Annotated in this window: 9 protein-coding genes; 1 reads left to right on the forward strand and 8 read right to left on the reverse strand. The window is 30.1% G+C overall.

Annotated elements, in window-relative coordinates; translation table 11 throughout:
* Positions 1-336 precede the first annotated feature (336 nt).
* The 6 genes from KDK92_RS05445 to KDK92_RS05470 all read right to left on the reverse strand — a co-directional run bounded on the left by KDK92_RS05445 (position 337) and on the right by KDK92_RS05470 (position 9163).
* A complete protein-coding gene (locus KDK92_RS05445; RefSeq protein ID WP_250858106.1) occupies positions 337-2394 on the reverse strand; it encodes an HD domain-containing phosphohydrolase in 2058 nt (685 codons plus the stop codon).
* Between the two features lie 319 nt (positions 2395-2713).
* Entirely contained in the window at positions 2714-3775 is a 1062-nt protein-coding gene (locus KDK92_RS05450; protein ID WP_250858108.1) for a hypothetical protein, read from the reverse strand.
* Between the two features lie 251 nt (positions 3776-4026).
* Positions 4027-4710, reverse strand: a complete 684-nt coding sequence (locus KDK92_RS05455; protein WP_250858109.1) for a hypothetical protein — start codon at positions 4708-4710, stop codon at positions 4027-4029.
* A 412-nt stretch (positions 4711-5122) separates the two neighbouring features.
* Positions 5123-6532: a carbon starvation CstA family protein gene (locus tag KDK92_RS05460; protein WP_250858110.1), complete on the reverse strand. Its 1410-nt coding sequence runs from the start codon at positions 6530-6532 to the stop codon at positions 5123-5125.
* 262 nt (positions 6533-6794) lie between these two features.
* Positions 6795-7496, reverse strand: a complete 702-nt coding sequence (locus KDK92_RS05465) for a LytR/AlgR family response regulator transcription factor (protein WP_250858112.1) — start codon at positions 7494-7496, stop codon at positions 6795-6797.
* Positions 7496-9163 (reverse strand): sensor histidine kinase, encoded by a 1668-nt coding sequence (locus KDK92_RS05470; protein WP_250858113.1) that lies wholly within the window; start codon positions 9161-9163, stop codon positions 7496-7498. The genes KDK92_RS05465 and KDK92_RS05470 overlap by 1 nt, the downstream gene beginning before the upstream one ends.
* An 832-nt stretch (positions 9164-9995) precedes the next feature.
* On the opposite strand from KDK92_RS05470, the gene KDK92_RS05475 reads away from it, so the two are divergent.
* Positions 9996-10370 carry a hypothetical protein gene (locus tag KDK92_RS05475; protein WP_250858114.1) on the forward strand — a complete coding sequence of 125 codons (375 nt, stop codon included), beginning with the start codon at positions 9996-9998 and terminating at the stop codon, positions 10368-10370.
* A 68-nt stretch (positions 10371-10438) separates the two neighbouring features.
* Here KDK92_RS05475 and KDK92_RS05480 read toward each other — a convergent pair whose 3' ends face one another.
* Together KDK92_RS05480 and KDK92_RS05485 are read right to left on the reverse strand one after the other, a co-directional pair.
* Positions 10439-11644 carry a putative manganese transporter gene (locus KDK92_RS05480; protein ID WP_250858116.1) on the reverse strand — a complete coding sequence of 402 codons (1206 nt, stop codon included), beginning with the start codon at positions 11642-11644 and terminating at the stop codon, positions 10439-10441.
* Positions 11645-12047: 403 nt separating this feature from the next.
* Positions 12048-13031: a hypothetical protein gene (locus KDK92_RS05485; protein WP_250858118.1), complete on the reverse strand. Its 984-nt coding sequence runs from the start codon at positions 13029-13031 to the stop codon at positions 12048-12050.
* Positions 13032-13133 lie beyond the last annotated feature (102 nt).

Genomic DNA, 13133 nt, shown 5'->3' on the forward strand with positions numbered 1-13133 from the left:
TTATACAAATGCACGTTTGTCTTTTTTTGAACTATAAACATGCTACTAGACAGTGTAATTCCTTTTGTAAATACTAAATTCAAAGGTTACAGAGATAGAGCTCCTATATTTATCTTAATTTATTTCGATAATTGTAATATAATTAATAACTAATGATAATTATGATTTTCGTTGGTATAATACTAACAGCCGTAAATCCGCAATCAGGTAATATTGTTAGGATTTTTATATTAATAATATCACTTTGTAGTTTTCTTTTTACAAAAATACATTAAATAAGGTAGTCCCCACATGGACTACCTTATTTAGTATCTAATATCAAAATTACATACTACATTATTGTTTTTCTAACATCTCTATCATTAAATCCACTAATTCCGGATCAAACTGACTCCCTTTACATCTAAGAAGCTCCTCTATTGCCTTCTCCTTTGGCATGGCGTTATGATATGGTCTATCATTTGTCATAACATCATAAGAATCTACTATTGTTATTATTCTAGATTCAATAGGTATTTCTTCCCCTTTTAATCCCTCTGGATAACCTCTTCCATCCCATCGCTCATGATGGTGAAGTATTCCCTCTGCAATATTTATTAAATTAGGAGATGATACTGCAATTTCATAACCCTTCTGTGAATGGGTTTTTATTACTTCAAACTCCTCATCAGTTAACTTCTCTGGTTTCATCAATATACTATCAGGTACAGCAAGCTTACCTATATCGTGAAGAAGCGCTAACATCTCTATATCACTTAATCTATTTTCCTTGATTCCAATTTTTTTAGCAAGTTTACTAGCAAGTTCCCTCGTTCTCTCTGCATGTTCTTTTGTTTCGTAATTACTCTGTTCTAATGCAATTTTTAAGGAATCGATAATAGAGCTTCTAGCACTTTTACTCTCCATCATCTTTTTTCTATACATACAATTATCCGCGTACTCAAGATGCTTGTCTATAGATTTATCTTCATTCTCCATAATACTATATCCCAAACATATGCTAAGGTTATTAATTCCCTCACCTTCATCTTCACATCTCTTTTTTATTCCTTTAATCATCTTAATTACCAATTCTTCTTTTGTATTAAATAATATTATACCAAATTCATCTCCACCAACTCTTGCTACAAATGAATTTTCAGGAACTATATCTTTAATTATACCTGCCATCTTTACGATTAGCTTGTCTCCCATTTTCTTCCCAAGAACATCATTTATCATCTTAATGCTATTAATATCCCCTTTTATTATTGCAATAGGTAGCTTATCTTCAATATCTAGGTTTCCTATCTTACTAACTTGTTCATCAAAGTACAATCTATTAAAAAGACCTGTAAGCATATCTTGTTTTGCCATTATCTCTAATTTGTTCATAGTAATCTTCATATAGGAAATATCATTGAAAAATATTACCTTTCCTATAACTTCTCCCTTATCATATATAAGAGATTCATTCTTAACAAAGTAATATTCTCTATCATCTATCATAACTCTTATCTCAACATGATCATTTTTCTTATGCATTGTTGCGTTTGCTTTTACTAAAAGCTCTTCAAACACTTTTTCAAACTTCCCAAATTTAATATTTATTTCATATTTTCCAAAAACTTTTCTGGCCATATCATTTGAATCAATAATTTTACCATCTTTTTCAATAACAAATATTATATTTTTTAGACTATCTATAATTATCTCTCTTGACTTAGGTATTACTTGTGGAATAATAGTGTCAAACAATATGTATCGATATATTATAGTACACGGTATAAGCCCTAAAGCTGTAATATCATATTCCAAATTTATTATTTCAAAAATAGAAATAACATTTGCCACTATTACTGGAATCATTGCAGTTATAATTAATATTGTTTGTCCTCTATAATACTTTGGAAGATTAAAATAACATGAAATTAATATTAAAATACTAATAAACAAAAATACATACGCTATTGCAACAAATATCCAAAATGCAACCCCATACTCTGTCATTACACTAATCCCATTATGTAATTCAGCTACATATAAAGATTTCCAAAATAAATTATGATATGAATTTGTAATAATTACAACAAATGAAATTATTGGTACAATCCACGTTAGTTTAAGCAATTTTGGTTTTATTCTCTTCTTTTTAGTACAGTATTTCATAGCCAAAATCATAAGTAAATTTGGCAAGGGTAAAACACCTATATATTTAAATTTATATATAAATAATTTCATAGATGTTCTAGAAATAAAAAAATTAACTGCATCAGCGCTTATCCAAATGAATAAACATGCAATCATCATTAAGTATACTTTTTTTAATGAAGTGCACTCTTTATTTGTTAAAGATACCATTATAAAAATAAGCATAATAGCTATTATAGAATATATCACTCCAATATAAATCATCTTGTCCCCCCGAGTTGTGTAATTAAATCTAATTAATTTCAGTTCTAAATTTTATGTCTATATTTATATATTAATGTATAGTTATTCATTTCTCAATGAAATTTTACATCTTTTTATTAATCAACTTAACAATTAGTATTTTTCTACAAATTCCTAATCTTTTTTTGTGTTTTCTACAAAAAATCAGCGTATTTTTGCGTAAAATATTCCTATATTTTTAATTTTTCCTATTCTAAGTCAAATAATAAAAACAGCCCATCTAATAGGATGCGCTGTTTTTAATTATTTTAAAAAGTGATTTATATTTTTCCCCATGAAACTAAATTTCCATCTTTAGAAAGAATTCCAAATCATGCGATGCTTCTTCCGATGCTGCACTCTGGTCATTAATAATTACTATTCCTTTTCTCCCTACTACAACATAATAATCAAACATTCCATCATTGAAAATTAGTGAATAATGATTATCTTCAATTAGTTTTTGCATTTTTGATGAATTTATCTGTTCATACTTAAATTCATTTATAAGAGTAAATATTCGCTGTATCATTCCTTTATCCACTATAGCACGCTCATACTTTCCATTTTCAAAAACTTTAACATCTTCTACATTTTCATAATCAACTGACCATAATGGCCTTAATTGACCTGTATATTCTTTAATTTCAATATCTATGCTATCTTCTTCCCCATTCAAATATTTATTATATTCCCCACTGAATGTCATACCACATAAAGAGTTCCTCTGCTTTGCATGAAATCCAATCTTACTTCCATCAATTATCATTCCAAATCTATCATACTTCATATCAGTATAATCATATACCATTTCACTTACAATTTCTTTTTTCCCTATGGAATCATCTTTTTTAGACTTGTTATGAAATTGCTCAAATTTATATCCTAAGAATCCTTCTAATATTTTTGTTGTTATTTCCACTTGTTCAGATTTATTATAGTCTTCTATAGAAAACTCATCATTCCGATTATCTCTTATAATTGGAATTACTAACTCAAAGGGGTCACTTTCAGTTAGTAATTCTGAATACTTGAACACATAACTTACTTTGACCTCACCTTTCATGAACTTTATTATTTGATTATAATCTGATATAAATTCAATATCTTTAAACTCTACAGAATAACTCCCCTCTTCACCTTTTACCTTAAAATTAATATTACCAAGTTTTTTATTGATTACATCTAATATAATATTATTATATTTCATTTTACTTTTTCTTTGAATAAAATCATCTATTGGTTGTATTGAAACACAGCATAGTATAAAAATTACAATCATTATAACGAATACTTTGATTTTTTTAAATCGCTTCAGCATTTTTAATTCCTCTCTATTGTTATTTTCATACGCCTTAGGCATATTCAAATAAATAACTAGTCAGTTATACAGAAAGAAATTATCATTTATATCTTGATATAGAAAAAGTGTTGAACCTTCACTATTTTCTATATCAAGAATCATAAGGTAAATTTCTTTCTGTATACTAGTCTATTTTGTGGCATACTTCATCCTTGGAACCCACTGATAGCGAAACTATCAGCGGAACCCAACTCTTCGTCTGCCACAAAATATACGTCGCATCTTTGACTTGTTATTTATTTTCATACGCCTTATTGAATATTAATTTTAATATCAACTTTACTGAATCCAATGTCTTTTTTTTCATACATTTCTGCTATAAATTTAACCTTATCTGCCCCATCTATAACTTCTGACTCCATCGTTACCCCTTCAATCATCTTCTCATCCATTGAAATTTTCAATTTATTTTTCAATTTTAAATCATTATTGAAATCATAATCTTGTCCAATAATATTTTTATAAAATATATTTTCAATATTGTTAATTATCTCCGAAAAAAGTTCTACTTCTCCAGTTATTTTTTCTCTCTTCTCTTTCATCCAACTATAATCCAATGTATATTCTTCTTCATCTGATTTTTCTATAGGAACCTCAATACAAAACCTTTCACCTGCTTCTTCTGAGTTCCTTTTTCTGTTTTTATTTTCTAAGTATATCCAGGTAATCATATATTCTTGTTCATTAAGCTTGTCTTGTCCTTTCCCATGATAATCAAATTCCACCTTATATGTATTTAAACCATAGCGTTCATTATCATATATTACTTCAATATCTTTGATAATATTGTCACTTATTAGAGAAAACATTTCATCCATTTTGTGGGAAGTTTTATCTACTATTTTTATCCTAATTACATTCCCCATTAAATAACACAATATTCCAAATATTAATATGCATATAGCACATCTTTTTTTACTTTTTTTTAACTCCATGACATCCCTCTATTATAATTAAATATTTATTTTTATACACCTAAATAAGTATATCACTTTCCTTTGTCTTTTTTTGTAAAATCTTGTACCCGAATTCTAATTTTTTTATAAATTAATTTTCATCGGGATATTATTGTAACATTTAGGAATATATCTTCATATTATGTATTGTATTGTAATATACAAGAGGTTAAATCTGGCTTGGGATACAAAGATGTATCATAAGATATTATCTCAATAAATACTATAGTTCATACCAGAGGACAATATAAAAAAAGCACGCTATGTGCGCTAAAATAAATGTAGAATGGAGATCCTCCCCCCTGTTGTTTGCCTTACAAAAAAATGTAGGTTCTGACAAAAGTCAGAACCTACATTATCCATTCTATTTTTCAATATTTTTGAAGCTTTTTTATTTTATCTTCTTTGTAGCATTGATGAATATAATCAAAGCTAGTACTGCTGCTACTACACCTACTGGGGTAGCTATACTGATTGATACTCCGAATCCAATTTTTGATACCAATATGAATGTTGTACAAACTGCTGTCATGAAGGTAGCTGGAACTGCAGCCATCCAGAAGTTCTTTCCTTCTCTTGCCAGGTACATTGCAGCTGTCCATAATACTATAGTTGCTAATGTCTGGTTACTCCATCCAAAGTATCTCCAGATTATACCGAAATCAACTAAAGTTAAGATATATCCGATAACAAACATTGGTATTGCTATCATAAATCTATTTACTAATGTTTTTTGCTTAAATTTGAATGAATCTGCAATTGTTAATCTTGCACTTCTAAATGCAGTATCTCCTGAAGTTATAGGACAAGCTACAACTCCTAGTATCGCAAGGAATCCACCTACTTTACCTAACATTCCATTACTTACTTCATTTACAACCCAAGCTGCATTATGCCCTTCTGCCATTGTTGATGCTAGTCCATTAACTCCTCCAAAGAAACTCATAGCTGCTGCTGCCCATATTAGTGCTACAATTCCTTCAGCAATCATTGAACCATAGAATATCTGTCTTCCTTGTTTCTCATTAGTAATACATCTAGCCATTAAAGGTGATTGTGTAGCATGGAATCCTGATATTGCTCCACATGCTATTGTTATGAAAAGGAATGGGAAAATTGGATTTTGTAATGCATTTGAATGCATGTTTCCAAAGTTATTATAAACCTCTGGTATTTCATATCCATTAAAAAATAAACTGAATCCAATTCCTACTGCCATTATTAATAAACATATTCCGAATATAGGATAAATTTTACCGATTAACTTGTCCACTGGAACTATAGTTGCAATAAGGTAATATGCAAATATAATTAAAAGTAATACTGTAACATTAACTCCAGTTAACCCATTTAGTATACTTGCTGGTCCTTTAACAAAGACAACTCCAACTAATATAAGCAGAATAACTGAGAATACTCTCATAAACTGTTTAAATCCATTACCTAATTGAATACCAACTACCTCTGGTATACTTGCTCCATCATGTCTTACTGATAACATTCCTGAGAAGTAATCATGTACTGCTCCTGCGAAAATACACCCTAAAACAATCCATATAAATGATACTGGCCCCCAAAGTGCCCCTGCTATAGCACCAAAGATTGGCCCTAACCCTGCAATATTTAGAAATTGTATGAGGAATATCTTCCAATTTGACATTGGAACGAAATCTACTCCATCCTCAAGTCTCACTGCCGGTGTCTTTCTATTCTCATCAGCACCGAAAGCTTTTTCAACAATCTTACCATAAATCAAATAACCTAGAATAAGTGCAATAATAGATAAGATAAATGATACCATATGCTTTACCCCCCTAGTTTTATTATGTATAGGAACCCTCCAATGTTATGATCAGATTTCTTAAGTCCGATCCCCAACATATAGAGTTTCCAACTCAAATGATAATTTATACATGTACAAAACACCTTGAACCATGGTGATTTTGATACAAGTATAAATTAATTTTCGTATTGGAACCTCTTTGATATCTTAATTATAGGGAAAAAGAGTAGGAATCTTTTAATTTTTCTATGAAATGATTAAATTTGTGAATAAAGTGTTACTATATGCCCATGAGATGCTTAAATTCACTTATATTATTTCTACTAACGGGAATTTCCTTATCTATCCCAGTTAGCCTTAACATAAATGTATTGTTGAACCAAGGTGTTATTTCCTCAATTTTTCTCATATTCACAATAAAAGCTCTATGTGTTCTGTAGAATTGTCCTTCCTCAAGTTTCTTATATAACTGAGATAAACTACTATTAACAACATATTCATCTTCAGAGGTATGCACAATTGTATGTCCTTCTACAGCTTCACAATAGCATATATTCTCACACTTCAGTATGACAATCTTTTCCCCCTTCCAAACTGAAAGAATATCACCAATTACTCCTTTACCATCAAAGCTTTCAAGTTTTTTTAGAAGATTTACTATCCTCTCTTTTGAATAAGGTTTTAAAATATAATCAAAGGCTTCAAGTTCAAAAGCTTCTACAGCATATTGCTTATGTGCTGTTATGAATACAATTTTGATTTCTTTACTCTTATTTGAAATTATTTTTCCAAGAGTCATACCATCAATATTAGGCATATTTATATCTAGAAATACAACATCAACCTTCACCTTATCAAGAAATGCAAGAGCTTCAATAGGACTCTCAAATTCCCCAAGTATCTTTATTGAGGAGAATTTTTCAATAAAAAATTTTAGTTCCTCCCTTGATGGAAACTCATCATCTATTATAATGCTATTCATTATAGCTCCTCCTCCCGCTTTAGAATAAAACTTATTCTTGTGCCTTTCTCAAGCCTTTCAATGTTAAGTCCTTCTCCATAAATATACTTTAATCTATTATGAACATTAGAAATTCCTATCTTATTCTGCTGAACATTGCCAGAATACACTCTACGGATTACTTCTTCGGGTATTCCAATTCCATCATCCTGTACTATTACTTCTACTTTATCATCTGAAACATTATTCACCTTTATGCTCACTGTTCCACTATTTCCATTTTTCATAATGCCATGTTTAATGGAATTCTCAACTATAGGTTGAATAATCAAACTAGGTATCTTAACATTCACATCATCATCTATGTGATATTCAACATTAAGTTTATCTCCAAATCGAGCTTTCTCAATCTCAACATATGCATTCACCTGCTCAAGTTCCTTATATATATCAGACAAGTTCATAACATTCTCAATGTTATATCTCATGTATGTGGATAGGTTTATAATAAGTTCTCTAGCCCTATCTGGACTCATTCTCACAAATGATACAATTGTGTTTAAAGCGTTAAATAGAAAGTGTGGATTTATCTGTGACTGCAAAGCTTTAATTTCTGCTTTGTTTGCCATTTCTTGAAGCTTGCTTAGTTTACTTATCTCAAGTTGAGTTGAAATAAGCTGTGAAAGTCCCAACACTAGACTTCTATTTGTATGGGATATCCTATTCTCCTTAACATAATATATCTTTAATGTCCCTATAATCTCCTCTCCATCCTTCAATGGAGCAATAATTGCTGATTTAAGTGGACATTTATCAAATGAACAATTTATCTCTTTCTTATTTTTTAATTCCAAAATTTCTCCAGTAGCCAATACATTTTTTGTGGCTTTGGTTTTAAAATGTTCCCCTTTTATATGATGATCGGATGCAGCTCCAACATGAGCCAATATTTTCTCCTTATCAGTAATTGCTACAGCATCTGTATCAGTGTATTCCTTTATTATTGAGCAAATATTTTCATATGTATGCTCGTTTATATCTCTGAAATATGGAAGTGTTTTATTTGCTATCTCCAATGCAATCTGTGATTGTTTAGCTGCAATCTCTTCCTTCTCTCTTATTATGCTATTTACCAATGCTATGAGTAGTGCTATACCAAAAGCATTTGTAAATGCCATGGGAATATATATATGCTTTATTATGGCTAATGCTACCCCCTTTGGATTTACCATAATGAATATCATAAGCATCTCAATGCTCTCCATTATTATTCCACATACAAAGCCGTATAACACCTTATTTTTGTTATTAAATATCTTATATATAAATCCTGAAAAGAACCCCGCTATTATTGTTGCAATCGCACAAGGGAGCGCTGTTGCACTTCCAACATTCATAAATAACCGATGTGTTCCTGCAATAATTCCACTTATAATCCCAACAAAGGGTCCACAAAGAATACCTCCCGTTACAACTCCAATCATTCTTGTGTTGGCAATTGCACCATTAATTTCTGTTCCAATATACGTTCCAAGTATTCCAAAACATCCAAATACCATAGATAAAAGTAACATATCACTTTTCTTAAATTTTTCTTTAACAATTGTCCTTTTGAATATCCCCAATCTTGTAATTATAAAGGCTATAAGAAATATATATCCTAGATTGTTAACAAGATTCTTAATCAAATTAATAAAATCACCTCCCATATAAATATTATATCTCATTATTTCGCATTATTTCGACTTATTTAACTATTATGTAATTTCCTTTTATTTACTTGCACAAAGATGAATTCTATAGTATCTTAATTCTATGCCTTTTTTGAGAATCACATATTTATAGTATTTGTGTATAAATACTAAGTCTATCCACATAAGACTAAATTTTCGAAAATAAAATGTGGATAATCCCCTTCATTTCCAGAATTAATCCACATTTACAAATAATTACTATCTACTTTTGTGTATAACTATCAATTTTAGTCCATTGATTGTGGATAGTTTTCAGAAAATTCATATTACTCATATTTTCAATTACTTTTTTTATATTTTTCAATTACTTCTATATACAAATTATTAATACCACTCTCAATAATTTTCTAAAAATTATCAATAACCCTAAACCTTTTCTAATATATTTATATCCATATTAAAACAGGACAATTAATTCAAATAAATATTTCAAAACTACAATCCTATATTTTATTCAATCTTTTGAAATATCTTGAAATCAAAACGCTATGATGATATCATGTTATAAAAAATACAATTGGAGTATATAATGGGAAAACTGAAAATTAATTATAAAGAATTATTAAAAACTATTATTGTTATCCTGATAGTATTTGGATACATTTTATTTGTACCACTATATTTTGCTTTAACTATTTTATTCCCACTTCAGTGGTGCGTAATTACTAACGTTATATGTTTTATTTGTTTTTTTACTCAATTCCCCATATTTATTTACGCCATCTTTTGTATATGTAAAAACAAAATTAAAAGAAGTATAGCCTTAATGCTATTATTTATATTAGTATGTGCAACTCCTACAATTGTTTTTGCAGGTGAAAAAGCTATCTATTCAACCTTTACCTCAAATAAGTGGCAGAAAAGAGTTACAGCAAGATTCTTAATGGTAGATGATATGCTTGAAAAAAACAAGCTAATTGGAAAAGATAAAAAGGAAATATTAGAACTTCTCGGCAAACAAACACCTTATGAAGACGTTTCTGTAAGTATACCTAAAGATTCTAATAAAAAGTATTTAGTATATTACTTGGGCAAATCCATAGATGGTGTTATGCATTCTGAGACAGATTATCTTGTGATATACTTTAAAAATTCTAATGTTGTTGAACATAAAATACTTACCTACACCTATGACTTTTAACATATTCGCGCAATAAAAGTCCAAGCTACATATATTCATCACTTTCAACATCTGCAGCTTGGACTTATCTATATAAACATCTCTATAAAAAATATTAATAATCCAACTAACAAAGCTGGTATTGTTGTTATTATTGTAGCCCATAGTGAGGCCTTCTTGTCCATTGCCAACAGTGGAAACAATGCATCTCCATCTTGTGAAATTGCATTAGCTATTAATGCTGCAAATGGAATCATTCCTTTTGAATACAATGTTACAAAAATAACTTGTGGTCCACAACCAGGAATTATTCCAATAAGGGCTCCTACTAAAACAGCCAATAATCCTGCAGTAGTCATTACCTTTGCAAGCATCCCCACACCTACACTGTAGACTCCTCCACCTAATATTAATATTGAAAACTCATATATTAAATAAGCAAAGAATACCCAAGTAGCAACAAACGCAGTTTCTGTAGCACAATGAATAAATGTTTCTTTCAATGAACTAACCTTAATTTCACTCTCCTCATGAGTATCATCTCCAATAAACTTTCTACTCATAATCATCATGAATATTGAAACAGCAGTTCCCGAAACACCAATAATAGCACCTAAACTCTTTATTTGTAATCCATTTATATCTACTTGGAAAAGAGCCATTATTCCTAAGATTAATCCTAAAAATAAGACTATCCAATAGACTAAGAAACCTTTATGGGTTATATAATAACCAAGTGAACTTTCCTTTTGATGCCCTTTTATCTCTTTATGAAGAATATTGTGAATCTCATCGCCTTCATTATGGCCATAATGAAAATAATTACTTTGATTTATCACTTTTTTGCCCTTTTCTCTTAACTCTTTAGCCTTTTTAGACTTAGTAATTGCTACTTTAGGCGCTATTCCCATACGATCAATCAAGTAGCCTGTTGGAACTGCAACAATAAAGGAAATGATTGAAATTAATAGGTATGTCAACGGAGATGTTGAAATCAGAACAAATGCTGAATCTCCCATTGTAGCAATAAGTGTCGCAATTAAAGTTCCATAAGTTATCTTCCCCTTAACGTACAATGGCATAATAAAAATTGCTCCCCCACATCCTGGTGTCAAACCTAAAACAGCACCAATAATAGGTTGGAATTTCTTTGAATTCTCTATGCTTTCAATAAATTTTCCTGATTGTTTATAATTTATATATCCGAAAAGAAGTAGTACCGCTCCAACAAAAACACTTACTTGTATAAAAGCATCTTCTGCACTACCTAGAATTATATTAATAATTTCACTCATTTGATCACCTCGTTTTTTCAATTGATATTGATTATCATTTTCTTATACTTATATAATATCATCTTTCATGTAAATATGGAACCTTTTTAAATATAAAATTTAACTTTGTTTTCCATCTTAAGAATTTCAGGCATTGAAAAAGCCCAAGATCAAGCGAGCAACGTAGTGTACGAATTATGTACATGAACGGCACAAAGAGTCTTAGAGACGCCGAAATAGTCGCAAAAAAAGCACGTGATACGTGCACTAATGAAAAAGCTGTAAAATCAAGTTACAAATGATGAGTTGAGAGTTAAGAACGTAGAATGTTTCATTAAAATGAAACGAGTAAACACATTATTGTCCAACGTTCTCCACTCTCCACTGTCATCTCCCAACTTCCCTTTACCCTTTCCCAATATCTTTATAAAGTATAGATCCAACGTTTTAAACCCTCGCAGATATACTCCTGTTCTTCTATTACATGCTCCTTGAAATCGAAGAATGCCTCGGGAGTATCCCTTGGAAGGAATGTACCTATTTCTAAAGGGGTCAAACTGTATAAAAAACTCAAAAATTCCATATTTGCATTCAGCATATCTGTCCCTATGCTCTTGAGCTTTATTATACTCATTGTTTCAAAATACTCTCCAAATTTTCTATTAAGAGAGATATAAGCTTTTTTAAAATTATCGAAACCGCAATAGAATTTTCTAGGAACATCACAGTTGTTATAGGTTATGATATTTTCTAATATTGAAGCATGTTGTGCGCTTATTATATTCCAAAAATAAAATATATTATATGCCCTTTCCAATTTACTTTCTCCAAACCCTTCCTTAACATAAAAATCAGGTCCTAATACATTACGTTTTGCTTTGTATTGTGGCGATCTTTTTTTATCAACAAATACTCTTGCTGCATAAATTTGTTCTATCATAAAATGATTTACCACTTCAAATAATTCTGAAGCTCCTAAATACTCCTCGAACATTATTCTATTTAGAACCTTTATGAAACAGGCATTGACTTTTAAGAACTGTTTCACTATTTTTGCTGCATCACTTTTATAGCATCCTAATAGTTCAATTATATGACAAAACTCATTGTTAACTTCCTCTAGAACCTTCTCAACTTTCCTACTTAAAACCACTCCGAATACTCCATTTGATCCAATCAATAGTTCTATATGCTGTATGGAGCATCCAGTCCAAAACTGAACCTCTTTTTTATAAACGTTTTCCTTTCCACAACCCCACTTTTTAGCTTTGCTACATCTATTATTTGAATAACCTCTTTCACGATCAAAATTATCAGTTGACCTTGTATATTCTAATTCCTCACAATCATCGTACAAATCATTATGACGATTCCTTGTATATCTGTTCTCCTTACAACACTTATTCACTTTTTTTCTCTCCTTTATCATCTTCAGTTTATACGGCGCATTCCACGCGCTTGTTATAATATTATATTCATAGTGATGCGCCCTTGTTATTAATTATGGGGA

Source organism: Oceanirhabdus seepicola (assembly GCF_023684385.1).
Taxonomy (GTDB): domain Bacteria; phylum Bacillota; class Clostridia; order Clostridiales; family Clostridiaceae; genus Oceanirhabdus; species Oceanirhabdus seepicola.

Coding starts and splice junctions, on each gene's coding strand:
- KDK92_RS05480 (WP_250858116.1), bottom strand. CDS start 11,644: ATGAGTGAAATTATTAATATAATTCTAGGTAGTGCAGAAGATGCTTTT.
- KDK92_RS05450 (WP_250858108.1), bottom strand. CDS start 3,775: ATGCCTAAGGCGTATGAAAATAACAATAGAGAGGAATTAAAAATGCTG.
- KDK92_RS05460 (WP_250858110.1), bottom strand. CDS start 6,532: ATGGTATCATTTATCTTATCTATTATTGCACTTATTCTAGGTTATTTG.
- KDK92_RS05455 (WP_250858109.1), bottom strand. CDS start 4,710: ATGGAGTTAAAAAAAAGTAAAAAAAGATGTGCTATATGCATATTAATA.
- KDK92_RS05465 (WP_250858112.1), bottom strand. CDS start 7,496: ATGAATAGCATTATAATAGATGATGAGTTTCCATCAAGGGAGGAACTA.
- KDK92_RS05445 (WP_250858106.1), bottom strand. CDS start 2,394: ATGATTTATATTGGAGTGATATATTCTATAATAGCTATTATGCTTATT.
- KDK92_RS05475 (WP_250858114.1), top strand. CDS start 9,996: ATGCTATTATTTATATTAGTATGTGCAACTCCTACAATTGTTTTTGCA.